Here is a 20,302-nt window from a genome sequence, read left to right on the forward strand (position 1 = left end):
GGCAACACGTGCCGCGCAGGCCACCGCACAACAGATCGCGACGTTCACGGCAGGCGTGGACAGTAGCATCTGTTTCAGGAGAAATTTGGATGCCCCGCGAGGATTCGAACCTCGATTGACGGAGTCAGAGTCCGTAGTCTTACCGTTAGACGACAGGGCAGCCGGAGCGCGGTCCTCTAAGTCCGGGCCCGGCGCGAGTCAAGCAAGCGCGAGCCCTTAAACCACCCCTGCCCTTGCGGGTCATCGCGCGCACGGCTAGCATGGCGGCAAGTCCCCGGCACGCATGTCGCAATCCGGGAAAACATAAGCGAAGTAATTTCATGGCGGATTTCGAACCGCCGGATCGGGAGCGGAAGGCGGGAACCGTCGGGGCCAAGGACCAACCGCGGCCTTCGTCGCAACGCTCCGCACATGCGGCCCCGCCTTTCGCGCGATCCGGACACGCAGGAACGACCGATGGCGCCGGGCAGGCGACGTCCGCCGCTTGGCAAAAGCCCGTGCCGTTCCACCGCCAGGCCTATGCCGCGATCGATCTGGGCACCAACAACTGCCGCCTGCTGATCGCGCGTCCATCGGGCGAGAACTTCGTGGTGATCGATGCGTTCAGCCGCGTGGTGCGGCTGGGCGAAGGGCTGAGCCAGACCGGGTTGCTGTCCGAAGCGGCGATGGATCGCGCGCTGGGTGCGCTGCAGATCTGCGCCGACAAGCTGCGCAAACGCCAGGTCCACCTCGCCCGGTCGGTCGCCACCGAGGCCTGCCGCCGCGCCCACAACGGGGCCGCCTTCATCGATCGCGTCTATGCCGAAACCGGCATCCGGCTCGACATCATCACCGCGCAGGAAGAAGCGCGGCTGGCGGTGCTGGGCTGTCACATCCTGCTGGAACACGGCGAAGGGCCGGCGATGATCTTCGACATCGGCGGCGGCTCGACCGAACTGGTGCTGATCGAATCGGACGGCCCGGTCCCGCGCATCGTCGATTGGCAGAGCGTGCCGTGGGGCGTCGTTTCGCTGACCGAGAGCATCGGCGACATCGCCGATACTCCCGATGCGCGTGCCGCCGCCTATGCCGAGATGCGCCGCCGGGTGGATGAAAGCTTTGCCCCGCTGATCGAGCGCATCGCGCCGCGCCGCGCGATGGCGGTGGAGGACGGCGACGTGCGCCTGCTGGGCACCAGCGGCACCGTGACCACGCTGGCCAGCCTGCACCTGGAACTGCCGCATTACGATCGCAGCGCGGTCGATGGCCTGATCGTGCCCGCCGACGCGATGCGCGCGATCAGCCGCAGCCTGGGCGTGATGAGCACCGCCGAACGCATCGCGCTGCCATGCATCGGGCGCGAGCGTGCCGACCTGGTGGTGGCGGGTTGCGCCATCCTCGAATCGATTCTCGACATCTGGCCCGCGCACCGCCTGGGCATTGCCGATCGCGGCATCCGCGAGGGCATCCTGCGCAGCATGATGGCGGCCGGTGGCGAAGCCGAACGCAGCCGCGCGGCGCTGCGCAACTTGCGCAAGAACCTGTGACAGCCGCGGCACCGTGCGATTTGCGCGACAAAGCCTGCGAAACGCGTAAGACGCCGATCATGAGCATGACGCGATGAGCCGGTCCGGGCGCGATCCCAACGAGAAACTGCGCACCGGGAAAGGTCGCACGAACTCGTCTGCCCGCTGGCTGCAGCGCCAGCTGTCAGACCCGTATGTCCGCCAGGCCAAGGCCGATGGCTATCGCAGCCGCGCCGCCTACAAGCTGGCCGAACTCGACGATCGCTTTGCCCTGATCAAAAAGGCCAGCCGCGTGGTCGATCTGGGCATCGCGCCCGGCGGGTGGAGCCAGGTGGTGCGCCAGCGCAATCCGCGCGCGGGCGTGGTCGGCATCGACCTGTTGCCGACCGATCCGATCGAGGGCGTGACCATCTTCCAGATGGACTTCATGGCCGACGCGGCACCGGCGGCGCTGGAAAGCGCGCTCGACGGGGCGCCCGATCTGATACTGTCGGACATGGCCGCCAACACCGTGGGCCACAAGCAGACCGACCATTTGCGCACGATGGGGCTGGTCGAAACCGCCGCCGACTTCGCGATCGCAACGCTGGAACCCGGCGGCGCATTCGTCGCCAAAGTGCTGGCAGGTGGCACCGACACCGCGCTGCTAGGCCTGCTGAAACGGCATTTCACCGTGGTCAAGCACGCCAAGCCGCCAGCCAGCCGCAAGGATTCGTCCGAATGGTACGTGATTGCGCAAGGCTTCAAGGGGCGCGACTAGCGCATCGCGCGGCACAGGGTCAGCCCGCAAGCTCGGGCGATCGGGCCAGCGCCAGCAGCGCGCGGCCCAGCGCAGCGATTTCGTCCCCGCTCCGCGACCCGGCAAAGAACGAGGCGGAGAGGCAGAACCGCCCGCCCGGTCGATCGGGCAGCGCGATGCCCACCGAACAGACGCCGGCATGGCCCAGCCCATCGTCTATGGCAAAGCCATCGCGGTCCGCCCGCGCCACTTGTGCAAGGTAGTCGGCCAGCGCCAGCGGTTGCTGCCAGCGCACGGCGGCAAAGCGGCGCGCCAGTTCATCGGGCGGCAGCGCGTCGGCGGCGGCGAGCGCGCGCCCGGTGGCCCCGCCGCCCAGCGGCTGGCGCTGGCCCTCGACCATGTGGATGCGGGTGGCGGCATCGCTTTCGCCCAGCGCGACCAGCGCCAGCCGCTCACCGGGTACAGCCCGCCACAAGCCGGTCGCCGCTTCGTGCTGTGCCGCGAACGCGCGCAATGCCGGGCGCGTACGCATCACCATCCGGTCCACGCCTTGCGCCAGCACCCCCAGCGCCGCCCAGTCTTCGGCCAACCGATAGCGCTTGCCAGCGGGATCGCGCGCGATGGCACCTTCGGCCTCCAGCGTGCGCAGCAGGTTGAGGCAGCTGCTCGGGCTCAACCCCTGCGCGCGGCCGATATCGGACAGCGTAAGGCCGTCGGCGCGGTCGGCCCGCCGATCGGCGAGCAGGCGCAGAATCGCAAAGCCTTGCGACAGCGAGCGGACGGGACCGGACATCGCGCAACGATAGTTTTCACTATGTTGAAAAGCAATTCCCCATGTTGAAACCGGACTTGCCCAACGCTACCGCTGCGCGCAACGTCGCCGCAAGGTGAGTCGCCGCACGCTGCGGCAACCGGGAGAGAATGGACGATGGCTGGCATGCTCGAAGGCAAAGTGGTCGCGATCACCGGGGCGGGGCGCGGGATCGGGCGCGAGCTTGCGCTGCTGTGCGCAGCCGAAGGCGCGGCGGTGATCGTCAACGATCCGGGCGTGGCGCAGGAAGGCGACGGCGCCGATGCCGGCCCCGCGCAGACTACCGCCGACGACATCGTCGCAGCGGGCGGCACGGCCCACGCCAACCTTGCCAATGTCGCCGATCCCAAGGCGGCCGCCAGCATCATCGAGGATGCGGTGCAGCGGTTCGCGCGGATCGACGCGGTGATCAACAACGCCGGGATCCTGCGCGACACGATCTGGCACAAGATGAGCCACGAGGACTGGACGGCGGTGATCGACGTCAACCTGACCGGTCCGTACAATGTCTCGAAAGCGGCGACGCCTTATTTCCGCGAGCAGAAATCGGGCAGCTTCATACACTTCACCTCGACCAGCGGGCTGATCGGCAACATCGGCCAGGCCAACTATTCGGCGGCCAAGCTCGGCCTGGTCGCGCTGTCGCAGTCGATCGCGCTCGACATGGCGCGCGTCGGCGTGCGCTCCAACTGTATTGCGCCGTTCGCGTGGAGCCGGATGACCGCCTCGATCCCCGCCGACACGCCCGAGGCGCAGGCCCGCGTCGCCGCGATCAAGGCGATGAGCGCGGACAAGATCGCGCCGCTGGCGGTCTATCTCGCCTCCGATGCCTCGGCCGATGTCACCAACCAGGTGTTCGGCGTGCGCAAGAACGAGATCATGCTGTTTTCCAAGCCGCGCCCGATCAAGTCGATGATCAAGCTGGAAGGCTGGACCGCGCAGGCCATCGCCGACGAGGCGATCCCGGCGCTGCGCCCACTGTTCGCGAAGCCCGACGAAGTCAGCCGCGACGTGTTTCCCTACGATCCGGTTTGAGGGCGCGAGCATGACGACTGCGAATCCGGGCATGGACGCCGACATCTTCGAGCAGTTCCTCGACCAGCTCCAACGCTATGTCCGCGAACGCCTGATCCCGGCGGAGCCCGAGGTGATCGCCGCCGACCGCATCCCCGACACGATCCTTGATGAAATGCGCGACATGGGCCTGTTCGGGCTGACCATGCCCGAGGAATACGGTGGGTCGGGCATGAACATCGCGCAATATGTCGAGACGATCCGCGTGCTCAGCTATGCCCTGCCCGCCTACCGCTCGATCACCTCGATCAACCTCGGCATGGTCTGTTCGGCGATCAAGCATGCGGGCACCGAGGAGCAGCGCCGCGAATGGCTGCCCCGGCTGGCGACGGGCGAGATCGCCAGCTTCGGGCTGACCGAGCCGGGATCGGGATCGGATTCCGCCGCGATGCAGACCACCGCCGTCCGCAGCGGCAATGGCTATGTGCTCAACGGCACCAAGCGTTACATCACCAACGCGCCGTTTGCGCGCGTCGCGCTGATCATGGCGCGGACCGAGAAGGACGCGCTGCCGCGCAACGGCCACATCAGCGCATTCATCGTGCCAATGGACACGCCGGGCATTGCGGTGGGCAAGTCCGACCGCAAGATGGGCCAGGCGGGCAGCCACATCGCCGACATCGTAATGGACGACGTCCACATCCCCGGCGACGCGCTGCTTGGCGGGGTCGAGGGCAAGGGCTTCCAGACCGCGATGCAAAGCCTCGACAACGGGCGGCTCTCGGTCGGCGCGGCGAGCGCGGGCTATGCGCGGCGCATCCTCGACACCGCCACGCGCTATGCGACGGAGCGGAAGGCGTTTGGCGAGCCGATCGCGCAATTCCAGCTGATCCAGGCGATGCTGGCCGACAGCGAGGCCGAAATCTACGCCGCCGAATGCATGCTGGCCGACGCCAGCCGCCGTGCCGACGCGGGCGAGAAAGTGCTGATGAAGGCGGCGGCGGCCAAGATGTTCGCGTCGGAAATGTGCGGGCGCGTGGCCGATCGCTGCGTGCAGATCCACGGCGGCGCGGGCTATCTGGCGGAATACGAGGCCGAGCGGTTTTTCCGCGATAGCCGCATCTACCGCATCTACGAAGGCACCACCCAGATCCTGCAACTGGTGATCGCCAAGGCCATGCTGCGCGACTTCGCCGCCGGGGCAGCGTGATCGGAACAGATCAACCAGCCTCCGCTCGTGGTGAGCCTGTCGAAACCGCTCGTGGTGGGCCTGTCGAACCACGTACGCGCCGTCTGCCGGGCAGGACCATGAGGCGATCCTTCGACAGGCTCAGGATGAGCGGAGTTTGAGGATATGCGGAGTATGAGAAGGACCATGCCATGACTCTGAGACGCGCCGCCATCGTCGCGCCGTTGCGCACCGCCGTGGGCAAGTTCGGCGGTGCGCTCGCCCCGCTGAACGCCGCGCAATTGGGCGCGGTGGTGTTGCAGGCGCTGGTCGAGCGCACGAAGATCGATCCCGCCCGTGTCGACGACGTGGTGTTTGCGCAAGGCTATGGCAGCGGCGAGGCGCCGTGCATCGCGCACTGGTCGTGGCTTGCCGCCGGTCTGCCGATCGAGGTGCCCGGCTACCAGCTCGAGCGCCGCTGCGGATCGGGGCTGCAGGCGATCGTCAACGCCGCGATGATGGTGCAGACCGGCGCCAGCGACGTGGTCGTGGCCGGCGGCGTGGAGAGCATGTCCAACGTCGAGCATTACACCACCGACATCCGCAAGGGCGTGCGCGCGGGCAACCTGACGCTGCACGACCGGCTGACGCGCGGGCGGCTGATGTCGCAGCCGGTCGAACGCTTCGGCGTGATTTCGGGCATGATCGAGACCGCCGAGAATCTGGCCAGGGACTATGGCATCACCCGCGAGGCGTGCGACGCCTATGCCGTGCGCAGCCACCAGCGCGCCAGCGCCGCGTGGGACCAGGGCCTGTTCGCCGACGAGCTGGTCGCGGTGCCGGTACCGCAGAAGCGGGGCGAGCCGGTGCTGTTCGATCGCGACGAAGGCTATCGCACCGACGCGACGATGGCGAGCCTTGGCGCGCTGCGCCCGCTCGAAGGCGGGGTGGTGACGGCGGGCAACGCCAGCCAGCAGAACGACGCCGCCGCCGCCTGCCTGGTGGTGGCCGAGGACAAGCTGGAGGAATTGGGGCTAGAGCCGATCGCATGGTTCCATTCGTGGGCGGCGGCGGGTTGCGATCCCAGCCGCATGGGCATCGGCCCGGTCCCGGCGGTCGAGCGGCTGTTCGCGCGCAATGGCCTCGGCTGGTCGGACATCGATCTGGTCGAACTGAACGAGGCGTTCGCGCCGCAAGTGCTGGCGGTGCTGAAAGGCTGGGGCTGGAGCGACGACGACAGCCGCCACGCCATGCTCAACGTCAACGGATCGGGCATCTCGCTCGGCCATCCGATTGGCGCCACGGGTGGCCGCATCCTCGCCAACCTGACGCGCGAATTGTGCCGGCGCGGCGGGCGTTATGGCCTGGAAACGATGTGCATCGGCGGCGGCCAGGGCATCGCGGCGGTGTTCGAGAGGGCGTGAGGCGCGAAATTTCACGACCTCGGAAGCGGTGCGTTCCTACGTCGTAACGCGGCCGAACAGCTGCTGCAGCGAAGCCGCCATCCACGATGCGTCCACGTGCGCGAAATCGGCCGAGATCGGCCCGCCTTGGCTGAGCTTGTAGGGGCTGCGGTCGATTTCGTCGGCGGTCAGCACCGCGTGGCCGCTGTCGAGCGAGATGGCGATCGCGACGACGCGCATGCCATGCACTTTCAGGACGAACCGCTTGATATCGCTGGCCGAACGCTCTTCCGCCAGTTCGAATTCCTCGCGATCCTCCAGCGCGGCATGCGCGAAGGCCACCAGCTGCGCCAGCATCGGGCCTTCGTTGCGCGACCAGCGCAGCCGCTCGAACTGCGCCTGATCGACAACTTGCGAAAGCCGGTCGCATGCCAGATCGAGGTTTGTCTGGTTCACATCGTGTCTCCGGTTCCGCGGCGCCACGTCCACGGACCGGACGGGTGCCGGCCACCGCGCCATAGCGCGCGACATGCTAACAACTCGCCCTCGAGGCAACGGCCCGTCCCGCACGCGCCATCAGTCGTCGGGCAGCGGCCAGCTGACGCGCTTCATCTCGAAGCTGTCGGAATTGCGCACATACATGCCCGCGCCGTGCTGGCGGCCGATCAGCTTCATCGCCGGGGTATCGATGCGCGGCGGCCTGCCCGCTGCGCCGGGGATCAGAAACGCATCGTCGATGTGCATCGCCACGATCTCGCCCAGCACCACCGTGCTGCGTGGGCCGGCATCGATGATCTGCCAGGTGCGGCATTCGAAGCTGACCGGCGCCGAGGCGATTCGCGGTGGCGTGATCAGCAGCGAGGGCAGTGTCGCGATTCGCGCCAGTTCCAGTTCGTCGATGCCCGGCGGGGCATCGATCGCGGTCAGGTTCATGGCTTCCCCATCGGCCTCGCCCACCAGCGCGATGGTGAATTCGCCGGTCTCGCGGATCAGGCGGGCGGTATCCTTGGCGTCGCCGGTTGCGTGATTGGCCATCAGCCCCAGCACAATCAGCGGCGGATCATCACCCAACGCGTTGAAAAAGCTGAACGGCGCGCAGTTGCGCGTACCATCCTTGCCTTGTGTCACCACCCACGCGATCGGGCGCGGGGTGACCGTGTTGACGATCAGGCGATATCGTTCGGACGGGGTGAGGTCGGCCATGGTATAGTCCATGCCAACGATGGCTAGAGGCCCTGCATCGAACGGGCAAGGGCCGCGCAAGAGCAAGCACGGTTGCGCGAAAGCGGTTACAACTGTAACCGGTGCACCATAGCAGGAGTCAATGCGATGCGCGTCGGAACCGTCCGGGAAATCAAGAACCACGAATATCGCGTCGGCCTCACCCCCGAAAGCGCGCGCGAACTGGTCGTGCATGGTCACCAGGTATGGGTCGAGACCGGCGCCGGGCTGGGCATCGGCGCGGCGGACAGCGATTACGAAAGCGCCGGTGCCACGATCCAGCCCGACGCGAAAACCGTGTTCGATGGCTGCGAGATGGTGGTCAAGGTCAAGGAACCGCAGGCGGGCGAGCGCGCGATGCTGCGCGAGGGGCAGGTGCTGTACACCTACCTCCACCTTGCTCCCGATCCCGAGCAGACCGCCGACCTGATCAGGTCTGGCGTGACCGCGATTGCCTACGAGACCGTATCGGGGCCGGGCAATTCACTGCCGCTGCTGAAGCCGATGAGCCAGGTCGCCGGGCGCATGTCGATCCAGGCGGGCGCGACCGCGCTGGAGAAAGCGCACGGCGGGCGCGGCGTGCTGCTGGGCGGCGTGCCGGGCGTGATGCCGGGCCGCGTCATGGTCATCGGCGGCGGCGTGGTCGGGTTCAACGCGGCACAGATGGCGGTGGGCCTCGGTGCCGACACCACCATCCTCGACCGCGATCCCGAAGTGCTCGAAAAGCTCGGCATCCATTTCGAAAGCCGCGCCAAGACGCGCTTTTCCAACCGCGCCAACATCCAGCAGATGCTGTGCGAGGCGGACCTCGTGATCGGCGCGGTGCTGGTCCCCGGCGCCGCCGCACCCAAGCTGGTCACGCGCGAGATGCTGGGCTGCATGAAGCCCGGCGCGGTGCTCGTCGACGTCGCGATCGATCAGGGCGGCTGTTTCGAAACCAGCCACGCCACCACCCATGCCGATCCGACATACGTGGTCGACGGCGTGGTCCACTACTGCGTGGCCAACATGCCCGGCGCGGTCGCGCGCACCAGCACGTATGCGCTCAACAACGTGACCCTGCCCCACGCCCTGCGCATCGCCGATCTCGGCTGGAAGGCCGCGCTGAAGGCCAACCCGCACCTCGCCGACGGGCTCAACGTCTCGGGCGGCAAGGTGACGTATCAGGCCGTGGCGAGCGAGTTGGCGTATGACTACGTGCCGGTGGCCAACGTGCTGGGGTGAAAACGCTGCGTCCCCGCGCAGCTATGGCATAAACGGCGCCGCCACATCCTTCGGCACGCGCAGGATCCGCCCCGTCGCCCGGTCGATCAGCGCCCAGGTCGTGCGCGCCGAGACGATGATCTTGCCCGCGCCATTGGTGAAATCCACGCGCCGGTCGAACCGCGCGCCGCTGGGGGCATCGGGGATGAAGGTTTCGGCGACCACACTTTCGCCCGGACCGATGTTGCCGCGATAGTCGATCTCGTGACGCGTCACGACCCAGACGTAGGCAGCCTTGTGCGCCGCGCTCGCCACCGCATCCCAGTGCGCCACCGCGATGTCCTGCACCCATTGCAGCCACACCGCGTTGTTGACGTGGCCAAGCTCGTCAATGTGCTCGCGCCGTGCGGTGAAGGTCAGCGCGTGGCGGTTGCTCACCCGCCAACCCCCAGCTGCCACAGGATGAACGCGAACTCCTCGGCGGTTTCACGCAGGCTTTCGAACCGGCCCGACTTGCCGCCGTGGCCCGCGCCCATGATCGTCTTCAGCAGCAGCTCGTTATCGTCGGTCTTCTGCTCGCGCAGCTTGGCGACCCATTTCGCCGGCTCCCAGTAGGTCACGCGCGGGTCGTTGAGACCGGCGGTGACCAGCGTCGGCGGATAGGCCTGCGCAGTGACGTTGTCGTACGGGCTGTAGCTGCGGATCAGCTCGAACGCGGCCTTGTCCTCGATCGGGTTGCCCCATTCGGGCCACTCGCCCGGGGTCAGCGGCAGCGTCTCGTCGAGCATCGTCGCCAGCACATCGACGAACGGCACGTGCGCCACCACCGCGCCCCACAGCGCCGGGTCCGAATTCATCACCGCGCCCATCAGCTCGCCGCCCGCCGATCCGCCCGCGATGGCGATGCGGCCGGGCGCGGTATAGCCTTGCCCGATCAGCGCATTGGCCGCGTCAACAAAGTCGGTGAAGGTGTTGGTGCGGCGTTCCAGCTTGCCCGCCTTGTACCACGCGCGCCCCAGGTCATCGCCGCCACGGATATGCGCGATGGCATAGACGAACCCGCGATCGACCAGCGAAAGCCGCGTGGTCGAGAAGCCCGGCGGGATGGCGATGCCATAGGCGCCGTAGCCGTAAAGGTAGAGCGGGGCCGATCCATCGCGCGGGGTATCCTTGCGCATGACCACGCTGACCGGAACCCTGGTGCCGTCGCGCGCGGCGATTTCGAGCCGCTCGGTCACATACAGGCTCTCGTCGTAGCCCGACGGGATCTCCTGCACCTTGAGCGTTTCGAGCCGCCGGTCGAGCACGTGGTAGTCATAGACTGTAGCCGGGCTGACCATCGATTCGTACGAGAGCCGCAGCTTGTCGACCGCCCATTCGGGATTGTCGCCAAGGCCCGCGTCATAGCTCGCCTCGGGAAACGCGATCGGCTCGAACCGGTCGGGATCGCCGTACCAGCGCAGCTCGATCTGATCGAGCCCGCCGCGTCGCCCCTCGACCACGTAGAAGTCGCGGAACAGTTCGAACCCGGTGAGGTAGAACGCGTCGGTGCCTTCGACCAGCGTGGTCCAGTTTGCCGGATCGGCCAGCGATGCGGTGGCGAGGCGGAAGTTTTCGTGTGTGTCGTTGGCGTGGACATACAGCGTCGTGTCGCCGCCGTGTTCGTCCTCCCAGATGTCGACATCGTACTCCACGCCCGGCGCGCGCGGCTTGACCAGGATCGGTTCGGCGAGCGGATCGGCGGTGGGCCCCAGCCGCACTTCGCTGGTCTCGTGGTCGCTCGTGCCGATGATCAGCCAGCGCTCGTTGGCCGACAGCGCGGCGCCCACACGGAAGCCTTCGTCGTCCTCATGGTAAAGCTCAACGTCGCTTGAGGTCGGTGTGCCGAGCCAGTGCAGCCGGGCGTTATCGGTGCGCCATTGCTCGTTGGCGAGGCTGTAAACCAGTCCGGTGTCCTGCTTGACCCAGATCAGGCCCGACAGCGTGCCGGGGATTTCATCGGGCAGCATTTCGCCGGTGGCGATGATCTTGACCCGCGCGGTGAAGCGTTCCGAGCCGTTGTCATCGACCGACCACGCCAGCATGGTCCCGTCCGAGGACACGGACATCGCGCCGACGCGGAAATAGTCATGGCCCTCGGCGAGCGCGACTTCGTCGAGGATCAGCTCATCGGCGCTGCCATCATCCGATGAACCCACCGGGCGGCGCCACCACTTCTTGTACTCGGCGGCTTCCTCGAACTCGATCCAGTACAGCCAGTCGCCGTCCTTCTGCGGCACCGACTTGTCGGCTTCCTTGATCCGCCCGCGCATTTCGGTGAACAGCGTATCGACCAGCGGCTTCTGCGCCGCCATGCGCGCCTCGAACCATGCGTTTTCGGCGTTCAGGTGGGCCAGGATCGCCGGGTCGGTGACCTCGGGATAGCCCGGATCGCGCAGCCACGCGTAATCGTCCGTCACGGTCAGCCCATGGTGCGTGACGCTGGTGGACTTCTTTTGAGCGACGGGGGGGGCAGTCGGTGCGACCGGGAGCGATGCAGTGGTGGTAAGAGCCATCGACCGCATCTATGATCCCACCATGGCACCCGCAACCCGGAACCCGCAATCATGCTGATGAACACCCACGAAGCGCGGCTCGATGCCTTGCGCAAGGAACTCACCCGACAGGGCCTCGACGGCTTCGTCGTCCCCATCTCCGACGAACACATGAGCGAATACGTCGGCGGCTATGCGCAACGGCTGGCGTGGCTGACCGGCTTTGGCGGATCGGCGGGCACCGCCGTGGTGCTGAAGGACGCCAACGCCAGCCCCGGCGCGGCGATGTTCGTCGATGGGCGCTACACGCTACAGGTCCGCGATCAGGTCGATGGGCGGCTTTACGCCTACGAATCGGTGCCGCAGACCAGCATCGCCAAATGGTTGGGCGACCATGCCCCCGACGGCGCGCGGATCGGTTACGACGCGTGGCTGCACTCCAAGGGCTGGGCGCAAGGCGTTGCCGCCGCGCTGAGGGCCAAGGGCGGCGAGCTTGTCGCGGTTGAGGCCAACCCGGTCGATGCGGTGTGGCAGGATCGCCCGATGCCCTCCACCGCGCCCGCCGTGGTCCATGCCGACGAACACGCCGGCGCCTCCAGCCAGCAGAAGCGTGGCGACGTGGGCGAATGGCTCGCCGCCGAAAAGCTCGACGCGGCGGTGATCTCGGCGCTCGATTCGGTGGCGTGGCTGCTCAACATCCGCGGCGCCGATGTCGATCGCACGCCGGTTGCGCTGTCCTATGTCATCGCCAATGCCGATGGCACCGCCGACTTGTTCATCGCGGAGGAGAAAGTGACCCCGGGCTTGCGCGCGCACCTTGGCAACGCGGTGCGCATCCACCCGCGCGAGGCGTTCGTGCCCGGACTGCAGGCGCTGGCGGGCAAGCGCATCGCGGTCGATCCCGATCGCGCGGTGGCGGCGATATTTGCCGCGCTGGAAGGTGCGGGCGCGGTCACGGTGCCGTTGCGCGATCCCACCGTACTGCCCAAGGCGCTGAAGAACCCGGTCGAGCAGGCCGGCCACCGCGCCGCGCAGGCGCGCGACGGGGCGGCCGTCTCGCGCTTCCTGCGCTGGCTGGGCGAAACCGCTCCGAACGGCACCCAGACCGAACTCAGCGCCGCCGCCCGGCTGATGGGCGAGCGTGAGAAGGGCGGACGCTTGCGCGACCTGTCGTTCGACACGATCTCGGGCGCGGGGCCCAACGCGGCGATCCCGCACTATCGCGTGGACGAGGACAGCAACCTGCCGATCGCGCCGAACAGCGTCTACCTCGTCGATTCGGGCGGGCAGTACGCCGATGGCACCACCGACATCACGCGCACCGTGTGGATCGGCCCCGGTGCGCCGCCCGCCGAAGTGCAGGACCGCTTTACCCGCGTGCTCAAGGGCCACATCGCGCTGGCGCTGGCCGTGTTTCCGAAGGGCACCACCGGCAGCCAGCTCGACAGCTTTGCGCGCCAATTCCTGTGGTCCGCCGGGCTCGATTACGCGCATGGCACCGGCCACGGCGTGGGCAGCTTCCTGTCGGTCCACGAAGGCCCGCAGCGCATCGCCAAATCGGCGGGCGGGCAGGCGGGCACCGAGCAGGAGCTGATGGCCGGCATGATCCTGTCGAACGAGCCGGGCTATTACAAGGCGGGCGCATACGGCATCCGCATCGAGAATCTGGTGCTGGTCGAACCGCGCGCAATCGCGGGCGCGGAGGGCGAGTTCTTCGGCTTCGAAACGCTCACCAACGTACCGATCGACCGCAACCTGGTGGCGCTCGACCTGCTCACCCAGCCCGAGTGTGACTGGTGGAATGCCTACCATGCGCGGGTGCGCGAAATCCTCGAGCCGCAGCTGGAAGGCGCCGACAGGGCGTGGCTGCTGGCGCAATGCGCGCCCTTGTAGCACCACCGTTGTTCCTGTAATGTTCCAACTCACGAGTCGAAGGGAAAGACCATGATCGGTTACGTTACGCTGGGCACCAGCGACCTGCCCCGCGCCGCGAAGTTCTATGACGCCATCGCGGCCGAGATGGGCACGGCGCGGATGATGGACTATCCCACCTCGATCGCGTGGGGCACGCCCGGCGGCGGCGCGGGCATCGGCCTGACCAAGCCGTTCGACGGACAGCCCGCCAGCGTGGGCAACGGGGTGATGGTGGCGCTGGAAGCCAGTGACAAGGCGCAGGTCCACCGGCTCTACGACATCGCCATGGCGAACGGCGGCAGCGACGAAGGCGCGCCCGGCCCGCGCGGCGAGGCGGACGAGAATGGCATGGGGTTTTACGCTGCATACTTCCGCGACCCCGATGGCAACAAGCTCAATGCCTTTGTGATGGGGCCTTTGTGATGGGGCCTGTGTGAAGAGGTGACCGCAATGACCGTGCATTCGCTCGAAACCCACCCGATCCATCTCGGCCTTGGCGCCAAGGCGGTGGCGGAACCGGCATTCACCGGCATGGAATGGTATGGCGGCTACATCGATCGCCACGGGGTCGATGGTGCGGAAGGCCGCCTGGTCGGCATGCACACGTTTACCGAGGACTGGGACAGCTGGGAAATGCACCCGTCGGGCGACGAGGTCGTGCTGTGCCTGAGCGGGCGGATGGTGCTCCACCAGGAACACGCCGACGGCACCACCGCCACGGTCGCGATCGGGCCGGGCGAATATGCGATCAACCCGCCGGGTACGTGGCACACGGCCGACATCGCGGGCGAAACCAACGGGCTGTTCATCACCGCAGGCATGGGCACGCAGCATCGCCCGCGCTGACTGCGTCGGCTCGCCGCGACAAATTAAGACAAAGATCCGGCCAGCCGACATACTCGCGCGACAACCTGATCCTATATGCGTGTGCAGAAGCCGCGGCGCGTGACTTCCCCCGGCAAGGGTATTCCCCCCGTCCCTTGCATCCACGCGGCCGCGGCTTCATCCTGTGTATCTGGAGAGTCCTGCCATGAAGAAGATCACTCTGGCCCTGTCGGTTGCCGCGCTCGCGCTCGGCGCCGGGGCCGTTTATGCCGCGCCCGCGATGATGGGCGACGGCACCGTCACCTGGGCCGAAGCCAAGGCCAAGTCCGACGCCATGTTCGACAAGCTCGACGTCAACCACGACGGCGTGATCAACCAGGCCGACCGCGACGCCACGATGGGCGAAATGTTCGACAAGATCGACACCGACCACAACGGCGCAATCTCACGCGACGAGTTCATGGCGATGCACCGCGGCATGGGCGAGCATGGTATGGGCGAACATGGCGGGGGCGGTCACGAAATGGGCGATGCAGACGGCGACCAAGCCGGCATGGGCGGCATGCACGGCGATCGCCACGGCGGTCACGGCAAGGGCCATGGCGGTCATGGCATGGGCGGACGCGGTATGGGCATGATGATGCTGCACATGGCCGATGCCAACCACGACGGTCAGGTCACCCGCGCCGAGTACGATGTGGCGGTCAAGACGATGTTCGATCGCGCCGACACCAACCACGACGGCAAGGTCACCCGCGAGGAGCGCGAAGCCGCGCACGCCGCGATGCAGCAGCGCATGGACCAGCGTCGCGGTGCCGCCGATGGCGACGACATGGCGCCCCCGCCCCCGCCTTCATCTGAACCCTCGGGCAACTGACGCATGGCGACGGAACGCAGCCCCGAACCGTCGCAACTGCGGGTCCTGCTCGTCGATGACGAGCCGGCCCTGCGCGAGCCCTTGGCGGACTATCTGGTCCGCCAGGGGTTTGCCGTAACGCAGGCCGCCACCGCCGCCGAGGCGCGCAGCCGGCTGACCGAGGCCGGGTTCGACCTTGCGCTGCTCGACATCATGATGCCGGGCGAGGACGGACTGTCGCTGTGCCGCCACCTGGTCGAGGCGCGGCAACTGCCGGTGATTTTCCTGACCGCGCGCGGCGAAGCGACCGACCGCATCGTCGGCCTCGAAATCGGTGCCGACGATTACGTGGTCAAGCCGTTCGACCCGCGCGAACTGGTTGCGCGCATCCGCAGCGTGCTCCGCCGGGCGGGGCGCCAGCCGAGCGATCCCGACGACGCCATCGTATATGAATTCGAAGGCTGGAAACTCGATCCGCTCAAGCGCCGGCTGAGCGACCACGAGGGCGCGGTCGTGGCGATTTCGTCCGCCGAGTTTCGCCTGCTGATGGCGCTGCTCGACCATCCGCGCCAGGTGCTCGACCGCGACCGCCTGCTCGATATGGTGCAGGGCCGCGAGGCGCACCTGTTCGACCGCGCGATCGACAACCAGATCAGCCGCCTGCGCCGCAAGATCGAGGTCGACAGCCGCAACCCGCAGCTGATCCAGACGGTGTGGGGCGGCGGCTACATGCTCGCCGCCGAAGTGCGCAAACTGGCCGTCACCGGCTGATGGCGCAACCACCGACGGTGCCCGGCGCCAGTCCCCCTGCCGGATCCCGCCCGCGCTTCTGGCCGCGCAGCCTGCAGGGGCAGATTCTGCTGGCGATCGCGCTGGCGCTGCTGGTGGCGCAAGGGCTGTCCGCCGCGCTGATCTGGCGCGCGCAGCACGAGCGGCGCGAGGCCGCGCTGGTCAGTTCCGCCGCGTTCCGCCTGCTCGGCGGCGACAAGCCGGATGGCGACGGGCCCAATCCGGATCGGCCCAATTCGGATCGGCCGGATTCTGATCGCGACGCGCAACCGGCACCGGCCGCCGACGCGCCCCCACCACCCCCGCATGCGGGGGTACGCGACGACGATCGCCCACGCTTCATGCGCGTGCAGATCGAGCCGGTATCGCCTGCGCAACCCGGCGAACGCCACCTTTCGGGCGTGGAAGCCGCACTGGCACAAGTGCTGGCCGACCAGGGCGTGCGCGCAGGTGCGGTCGTGGTGGTCGAACGCGCGCCGCTCGCCGACCGTTTCGCGCGCGCCTGGATCGCGCGCCACCACCGGCGGCTGGTCGGCGTGGACCACCCGATGCCCGATCGCGTGGTGATAGCGGGCTACCAGCGCACGGACGGCCAATGGGTGTCGGCGCGGGTGTTCGCGCCGGGCGGCGAGCGCCAGTTCTTCCGCTCGCTGCTGCTGCAGACGCTGCTTCTTTATGCCGTGCTGTTCGGCGCGGTCGCGCTGATCCTGCGCCACATCGCGCGGCCGCTGGCGGCGCTGACCGTGCGCGTCGAGCAGTTCGCGCGCGCGCGCAATGCCGATGGCCAGCTCGAACCGACCGGCCCCGACGACATCCGCCGCCTAATCACCGCGCACAACGCGATGGAAGGGCGCATCGCCGCGCTGCTCGATGAAAAGGACGTGATGCTCGGCGCGATCGGCCACGACCTGAAGACGCCGTTGGCCGCGCTGCGGGTACGGATCGAGGCGGTCGACGACGATGCCGAGCGCGGCAAGATGGCCGCCGGGATCGAGGACATCAACCGCTCGCTCGACGACATCCTCAGCCTTGCCCGCGTCGGCCGCCCGTCCGATCCGCTCGAAACGACCGAGCTGTCGGCGCTGGTCGGCGCGGTGGTCGAGGAGTTCGAGGACATGGGCGAGGACGTGACGCTGGGCGATACCCAGCGCATCGTCCTGCCGCTGCGCGCGACATGGCTGCGCCGCGCGATGCGCAACCTGGTGTCCAATGCGCTGCGTTATGGCCAGCGCGCGCGGGTAACCCTGCAGCGCGAAGGCAAAGCGGCGGTGCTGCGGATCGAAGATGACGGTCCCGGCATTCCCGAGGCGGACGTCGCGCGGATGCTGGAACCGTTCACGCGGATGGAGCCGTCGCGCAACAGCGTGACCGGCGGATCGGGCCTGGGCCTGACGCTGGCGCGCGCGATCGCCGAACAGCACGGCGGCAGCCTGCAGCTTGCCAACCGCCGCAACGCCGACGGCAGCGTCGCGGGGCTGGTGGCGACGCTGCGGTTGCCGTTGAATTAATGCAGTTGTGATGCCCCGCGAAGGCGGGGTACTTATAGTGTGTGAACACTGTTCGCTTGAGCGCCTGAGGTCCCCGCCTTCGCGGGGACGCACATTCCCCTCTTCTACTTCACCGCCACCAGCGCCTTGGAAAACTCCGCGCCGCGTGCCTGCTTGAGCACGCCGCAGTCGCGCACGCGCTCGATCGTGCGTTCGAGTTCGAGTTCGCCCGTCTTGCCCGCGAACTTGGGGCGCAGTTCCTGTTCCATCTCGTCGGCACGCGCGGCAGAGCAGAAGCCGCTGAGCAGGCCGGGCAGGCGTGAGGCGAAGAAGATCCCGCCGCTGCCGCCGAGCAGTTCGGGCAGGTGGCGCTTCATCCACTGATAGCCCTGCTCGCGCGTTTCGGAGGTGGTGATCACGTCGCTGATCAGGCCCAGCCGCTCGCTGGCGCGCAGGCGATCGTCCTTGAAGCCGTCGAGCAGCCAGGTCGCGGTGTCGGCGTCGCCGCTGCTGCCGATGGCGCCCAGCGCATTGGGGCGGAACAGCGGATCCTGCGACGCCAGCGCCTTGTCCATCAGCGCCTTGGCGGCGGGCAGCTTGCCGGCCTGCACGTACGAAGAGAACCCGGGGTTGTAGTACGCGCGGTCGAGCGCGTTGGCGTCACCGCCCAGCCACGCGGCGGCGGCGGCCGCCAGCTTGGCGCGCAGCGCCGGGTCCTTGGCCTCCGATGCCAGGCGATTGACCACTGTGGCGCGGCGCTTGGATTTTTCGGGGGTGTCGGCGGCATAGGCGCCGCTGCGCGGATCGAAGCCGAGGCTGGCCAGTTGCGGCGCGAACAGCCGGTCCATCAGCCGCGCATACGCCAGCTTGGCGGGCGCATCGATCACGTCGCGATAGGCCAGCGCCTCGAGCAGGCCGGTGGCGTTGTCCTGCGCATAGCTGTCTGGGTTGGCGACGAGCGCGCGGCTGGCGGCAATCACTTGCATCGGGGTGGCGCGCCCGGCGTAGAAGCTGCCGATCAGGCTGTCGGCCAGCGCCATCGCCTCGCTGCCCGGCAGGGTCGCGGCGCCAGCGATCAGCGCGTCCCACTGCGCGGGCGGCAGTTCGAAGCGATAGTATCCCGTGCCGCCGGCGTTGGGCATGATCGGGCCCTTGCCCGCAAACGTCACGGTGGCGGTTTCGCCGGTCATCAGCTGGCACTGGCGCATCGCGGCTTGCCGCACGCACAGCGGGATGCCCCAGCGCGTCTGCGGCGCGTCGGTGCCGAGCCGGGCGTAGCGGCTTTGCGTGACGGTCCACTGGCCGGGCTTGCCCTTTGCCGGGCTGAACGTGACGAGCGGCACGCCCTGCTGGTCGGTGAAGCTCTGCATTGCCGGGATGATGCGCGCGTCGCCCGCCGCATCCGCCATCGCGGCAAAGAATTCGCCACTGGTGGCGTTGCCGTACTTGTGTGCGGCCATGTACTTGCGCACGCCGTCGCGGAACGTGGTGTCGCCCATGTAGGCCGCGATCATCGCCACGACCTGCCCGCCCTTGCCATAGGTGATGCCGTCGAACGCCGCGTCGATCTGCGCGTTGCGATCGATCTTCTGGTGGATCGGCCGCCCGGCGAGCAGCGCATCGGTGCCCATCGCGTTGAAGCCTTCCTCCACCGCGCCCGCGCCGATGGTCAGGTCGGGCCGCCATTCGTTGCCGATGCGGAAGCCCATCCAGTTGGCGAAGCTTTCGTTCAGCCAGATGTCCTCCCACCACGCCGGGGTCACCAGATCGCCGAACCACTGGTGCGACAGTTCGTGCGCCACGACCATGCCGAACACGCGCTTCTGGCTGGTCGAGGCGGTGTCATCCATTACCAGGATCGGATCGGCGTAAAGGTCCGCGCCCGCATTCTCCATCGCCCCGGGCATCACCGGCGAGGTGATCTGGTCGAGCTTGGGATAGGGAAACGGCTGGCCGAAATAGGCTTCGAGATGCTGGACGATGCCCTTGGTGCCGTCGAGCGCGAACGCCAGCTTGTCGGCATTCTCCTTGGTCGAGACCACCCGGATCGGCAGCGGCGTGGCGCGCTGCGGGGTGGCGGGCACGGTGCCTTCCAACGTGGCGAACGGCCCGACCATCATCGCCACCAGGTACGTCGGCAGCGGCAGCGTGGGGGCGAAGCGGTGCACGGTGAACGCGCCGTCCTGATCGGTGCCGGTCTCGGGCGCGTTGTTGATCGCTTTCAGCCCCGCAGGCGTGCGCAGCGTGACGGTGAACGGGGTCTTGAAACCGGGCTGGTCGAACCCGGGGAACGCGGCGCGCGCGTCGATCGATTCGAACTGGGTCCAGCTGTACCAGTCGTCACCCACCTTGATCCGGTACATGCCCGAAGGCCCGTCGTTGAACGGTGCGTCGTAATCGAACGCGAACTTCACCGGGCCGGCGGGCAGCGCATCGGGGAACGTGGCCAGCGCGACGCCGGTGACATCGACTTGCGCGAAGCTGCCGGTCCAGATCTTGCCGCCGGCGGTGGCGGTGACCCTGGAAACCTTCAGATCCTTGCCGTGCAGCCAGACGTAGCGGCTGGGCGCCTTCAGCGCGGCGTCGACTTCGGCATGGCCCGAAAAACGCTCCTTGGCCGGATCGACGGTCAGGTCGAGCCGGTAGGCCGAGGGCACCACCGCATCGCTCAGCCGGCCGAGCGGCACTGCGCCGGCTTCGGCGGGGGGCGTGACGGTTTGCGCCAACGCGGGGCTGGCGATCAGGGTCGAGGCAAAGGCTGTCGCAGCAAGGAGCAGGTTGCGCATGAAGGACTTTCGTTGACGAACGGAAACGATGCGCGGGGGATGCCCGG

Annotated in this window: 18 protein-coding genes and 1 tRNA gene; 12 read left to right on the forward strand and 7 right to left on the reverse strand. The window is 67.8% G+C overall.

Annotated elements, in window-relative coordinates; all coding sequences use genetic code 11:
• Positions 1-86: 86 nt before the first annotated feature.
• Positions 87-160 (reverse strand) — tRNA-Gln (locus NL2_RS01605).
• A gap of 160 nt (positions 161-320) precedes the next feature.
• Here NL2_RS01605 and NL2_RS01610 point away from each other — a divergent pair.
• Positions 321-1,526 carry a Ppx/GppA phosphatase family protein gene (locus NL2_RS01610; protein ID WP_084355788.1) on the forward strand — a complete coding sequence of 402 codons (1,206 nt, stop codon included), beginning with the start codon at positions 321-323 and terminating at the stop codon, positions 1,524-1,526.
• Between the two features lie 73 nt (positions 1,527-1,599).
• Positions 1,600-2,265 carry an RlmE family RNA methyltransferase gene (locus NL2_RS01615; protein ID WP_068071044.1) on the forward strand — a complete coding sequence of 222 codons (666 nt, stop codon included), beginning with the start codon at positions 1,600-1,602 and terminating at the stop codon, positions 2,263-2,265.
• 19 nt (positions 2,266-2,284) lie between these two features.
• Here NL2_RS01615 and NL2_RS01620 read toward each other — a convergent pair whose 3' ends face one another.
• Positions 2,285-3,037 (reverse strand): IclR family transcriptional regulator, encoded by a 753-nt coding sequence (locus NL2_RS01620; protein ID WP_068071046.1) that lies wholly within the window; start codon positions 3,035-3,037, stop codon positions 2,285-2,287.
• Between the two features lie 135 nt (positions 3,038-3,172).
• On the opposite strand from NL2_RS01620, the gene NL2_RS01625 reads away from it, so the two are divergent.
• From NL2_RS01625 to NL2_RS01635, 3 genes are all read left to right on the forward strand, one after another.
• The gene (locus NL2_RS01625; protein ID WP_084355789.1) at positions 3,173-4,090 is read left to right on the forward strand and encodes an SDR family NAD(P)-dependent oxidoreductase; all 918 of its coding nucleotides are present in this window, start codon (positions 3,173-3,175) and stop codon (positions 4,088-4,090) included.
• Positions 4,091-4,100: 10 nt separating this feature from the next.
• Entirely contained in the window at positions 4,101-5,279 is a 1,179-nt protein-coding gene (locus NL2_RS01630) for an acyl-CoA dehydrogenase family protein (protein WP_068071050.1), read from the forward strand.
• Positions 5,280-5,449: 170 nt separating this feature from the next.
• The gene (locus tag NL2_RS01635) at positions 5,450-6,661 is read left to right on the forward strand and encodes an acetyl-CoA C-acetyltransferase (RefSeq protein WP_068071052.1); all 1,212 of its coding nucleotides are present in this window, start codon (positions 5,450-5,452) and stop codon (positions 6,659-6,661) included.
• A gap of 36 nt (positions 6,662-6,697) precedes the next feature.
• Here the strand turns inward: NL2_RS01635 and NL2_RS01640 are convergent, their stop codons facing one another.
• Both NL2_RS01640 and NL2_RS01645 read right to left on the reverse strand, forming a co-directional pair.
• On the reverse strand, positions 6,698-7,096 hold the full coding sequence (locus tag NL2_RS01640) for a hypothetical protein (RefSeq protein WP_157082985.1): 399 nt from the start codon (positions 7,094-7,096) through the stop codon (positions 6,698-6,700).
• Positions 7,097-7,216: 120 nt separating this feature from the next.
• On the reverse strand, positions 7,217-7,855 hold the full coding sequence (locus tag NL2_RS01645; protein WP_068071055.1) for a flavin reductase family protein: 639 nt from the start codon (positions 7,853-7,855) through the stop codon (positions 7,217-7,219).
• Positions 7,856-7,969: 114 nt separating this feature from the next.
• Here NL2_RS01645 and ald point away from each other — a divergent pair, with 114 nt between their 5' ends.
• On the forward strand, positions 7,970-9,085 hold the full coding sequence (ald, locus tag NL2_RS01650; RefSeq protein WP_068071056.1) for an alanine dehydrogenase: 1,116 nt from the start codon (positions 7,970-7,972) through the stop codon (positions 9,083-9,085).
• 21 nt (positions 9,086-9,106) lie between these two features.
• Here the strand turns inward: ald and NL2_RS01655 are convergent, their stop codons facing one another.
• Together NL2_RS01655 and NL2_RS01660 are read right to left on the reverse strand one after the other, a co-directional pair.
• Positions 9,107-9,502, reverse strand: coding sequence for an acyl-CoA thioesterase (locus NL2_RS01655; protein ID WP_068071057.1), 396 nt, complete (start codon positions 9,500-9,502; stop codon positions 9,107-9,109).
• On the reverse strand, positions 9,499-11,628 hold the full coding sequence (locus NL2_RS01660) for a S9 family peptidase (RefSeq protein WP_068071059.1): 2,130 nt from the start codon (positions 11,626-11,628) through the stop codon (positions 9,499-9,501). Before NL2_RS01660 ends, NL2_RS01655 begins: the two co-directional genes overlap by 4 nt.
• A gap of 42 nt (positions 11,629-11,670) precedes the next feature.
• Here NL2_RS01660 and NL2_RS01665 point away from each other — a divergent pair, with 42 nt between their 5' ends.
• The 6 genes from NL2_RS01665 (at position 11,671) to NL2_RS01690 (ending at position 17,490) form a co-directional block, all read left to right on the forward strand.
• Positions 11,671-13,491: an aminopeptidase P family protein gene (locus tag NL2_RS01665; RefSeq protein WP_068071061.1), complete on the forward strand. Its 1,821-nt coding sequence runs from the start codon at positions 11,671-11,673 to the stop codon at positions 13,489-13,491.
• Positions 13,492-13,542: 51 nt separating this feature from the next.
• The gene (locus NL2_RS01670) at positions 13,543-13,935 is read left to right on the forward strand and encodes a VOC family protein (protein WP_068071063.1); all 393 of its coding nucleotides are present in this window, start codon (positions 13,543-13,545) and stop codon (positions 13,933-13,935) included.
• 27 nt (positions 13,936-13,962) lie between these two features.
• On the forward strand, positions 13,963-14,358 hold the full coding sequence (locus tag NL2_RS01675; RefSeq protein ID WP_068071065.1) for a cupin domain-containing protein: 396 nt from the start codon (positions 13,963-13,965) through the stop codon (positions 14,356-14,358).
• A gap of 184 nt (positions 14,359-14,542) precedes the next feature.
• A complete protein-coding gene (locus NL2_RS01680) occupies positions 14,543-15,214 on the forward strand; it encodes an EF-hand domain-containing protein (RefSeq protein ID WP_068071067.1) in 672 nt (223 codons plus the stop codon).
• A gap of 3 nt (positions 15,215-15,217) precedes the next feature.
• Positions 15,218-15,964: a response regulator gene (locus NL2_RS01685; RefSeq protein WP_068071069.1), complete on the forward strand. Its 747-nt coding sequence runs from the start codon at positions 15,218-15,220 to the stop codon at positions 15,962-15,964.
• Positions 15,964-17,490, forward strand: a complete 1,527-nt coding sequence (locus NL2_RS01690; RefSeq protein ID WP_068071070.1) for a sensor histidine kinase — start codon at positions 15,964-15,966, stop codon at positions 17,488-17,490. The genes NL2_RS01685 and NL2_RS01690 overlap by 1 nt, the downstream gene beginning before the upstream one ends.
• Positions 17,491-17,594: 104 nt before the next feature.
• On the opposite strand, the gene NL2_RS01695 is transcribed toward NL2_RS01690, so the two are convergent.
• Positions 17,595-20,255 (reverse strand): M1 family metallopeptidase, encoded by a 2,661-nt coding sequence (locus NL2_RS01695; RefSeq protein ID WP_068071072.1) that lies wholly within the window; start codon positions 20,253-20,255, stop codon positions 17,595-17,597.
• Positions 20,256-20,302: the final 47 nt, after the last annotated feature.

Origin of the sequence: Novosphingobium lentum NBRC 107847, from assembly GCF_001590965.1 — a bacterium.
GTDB lineage: Bacteria > Pseudomonadota > Alphaproteobacteria > Sphingomonadales > Sphingomonadaceae > Novosphingobium > Novosphingobium lentum.

Coding starts and splice junctions, on each gene's coding strand:
- NL2_RS01665 (WP_068071061.1), top strand. CDS start 11,671: ATGCTGATGAACACCCACGAAGCGCGGCTCGATGCCTTGCGCAAGGAA.
- NL2_RS01620 (WP_068071046.1), bottom strand. CDS start 3,037: ATGTCCGGTCCCGTCCGCTCGCTGTCGCAAGGCTTTGCGATTCTGCGC.
- NL2_RS01680 (WP_068071067.1), top strand. CDS start 14,543: ATGAAGAAGATCACTCTGGCCCTGTCGGTTGCCGCGCTCGCGCTCGGC.
- ald (WP_068071056.1), top strand. CDS start 7,970: ATGCGCGTCGGAACCGTCCGGGAAATCAAGAACCACGAATATCGCGTC.
- NL2_RS01660 (WP_068071059.1), bottom strand. CDS start 11,628: ATGCGGTCGATGGCTCTTACCACCACTGCATCGCTCCCGGTCGCACCG.
- NL2_RS01690 (WP_068071070.1), top strand. CDS start 15,964: ATGGCGCAACCACCGACGGTGCCCGGCGCCAGTCCCCCTGCCGGATCC.
- NL2_RS01625 (WP_084355789.1), top strand. CDS start 3,173: ATGGCTGGCATGCTCGAAGGCAAAGTGGTCGCGATCACCGGGGCGGGG.
- NL2_RS01670 (WP_068071063.1), top strand. CDS start 13,543: ATGATCGGTTACGTTACGCTGGGCACCAGCGACCTGCCCCGCGCCGCG.
- NL2_RS01615 (WP_068071044.1), top strand. CDS start 1,600: ATGAGCCGGTCCGGGCGCGATCCCAACGAGAAACTGCGCACCGGGAAA.
- NL2_RS01635 (WP_068071052.1), top strand. CDS start 5,450: ATGACTCTGAGACGCGCCGCCATCGTCGCGCCGTTGCGCACCGCCGTG.
- NL2_RS01645 (WP_068071055.1), bottom strand. CDS start 7,855: ATGGACTATACCATGGCCGACCTCACCCCGTCCGAACGATATCGCCTG.
- NL2_RS01610 (WP_084355788.1), top strand. CDS start 321: ATGGCGGATTTCGAACCGCCGGATCGGGAGCGGAAGGCGGGAACCGTC.
- NL2_RS01630 (WP_068071050.1), top strand. CDS start 4,101: ATGACGACTGCGAATCCGGGCATGGACGCCGACATCTTCGAGCAGTTC.
- NL2_RS01675 (WP_068071065.1), top strand. CDS start 13,963: ATGACCGTGCATTCGCTCGAAACCCACCCGATCCATCTCGGCCTTGGC.
- NL2_RS01685 (WP_068071069.1), top strand. CDS start 15,218: ATGGCGACGGAACGCAGCCCCGAACCGTCGCAACTGCGGGTCCTGCTC.
- NL2_RS01695 (WP_068071072.1), bottom strand. CDS start 20,255: ATGCGCAACCTGCTCCTTGCTGCGACAGCCTTTGCCTCGACCCTGATC.